This is a genomic window from Collinsella sp. AM24-1, assembly GCF_003470325.1.
In the GTDB taxonomy this organism is placed as follows: Bacteria; Actinomycetota; Coriobacteriia; order Coriobacteriales; family Coriobacteriaceae; genus Collinsella.
The window spans coordinates 464-907 of the sequence record NZ_QRHM01000045.1; the positions used below are offsets into that span (position 1 = coordinate 464).

Genomic DNA, 444 nt, shown 5'->3' on the forward strand with positions numbered 1-444 from the left:
GGCCCAGAACTTCCTGTTGCCGAACTTGTACTTCATGTTCGCGTGCCTGTCGAATACCATCAGCGAGCTCTTCCCCTTCAGGCAGCCCATCACGCTGGACACGCTGTACTTCGGCGGTATCGCCAGCAGCATGTGGACGTGGTCGGGCATCAGGCGCCCCTCGATTATCTCGATCCCCTTGTACTCGCACAGCTTCCCGAGGATCTCCCCTATGTCGCCCCTTATTTGGTTGTAGATCACTTTGCGCCTATACTTCGGCGTGAACACGACGTGGTACTCGCGCATCCACTTCGTGTGGGAAAGGCTGTAGGCCTTCTGGGCCATGGCGACCACCCCTTCGACTCGAATTCTTGACGGCCTGAACAATCGTCAATATCGGTCGGAGGGGTGGCTTTGTAAAGCCGTTTGTCTCCACCCGCATAGCGGGTGGTTTCTGATGCGGTG

Annotated in this window: 1 protein-coding gene; it reads right to left on the reverse strand. The window is 57.2% G+C overall.

Going from position 1 to position 444, the window contains the following annotated elements; translation table 11 throughout:
• Positions 1–324, reverse strand: a 324-nt coding sequence (tnpA, locus tag DW661_RS09895; RefSeq protein WP_118935475.1) for an IS200/IS605 family transposase, incomplete at its 3' end; no start/stop codon positions are given.
• Positions 325–444: the final 120 nt, after the last annotated feature.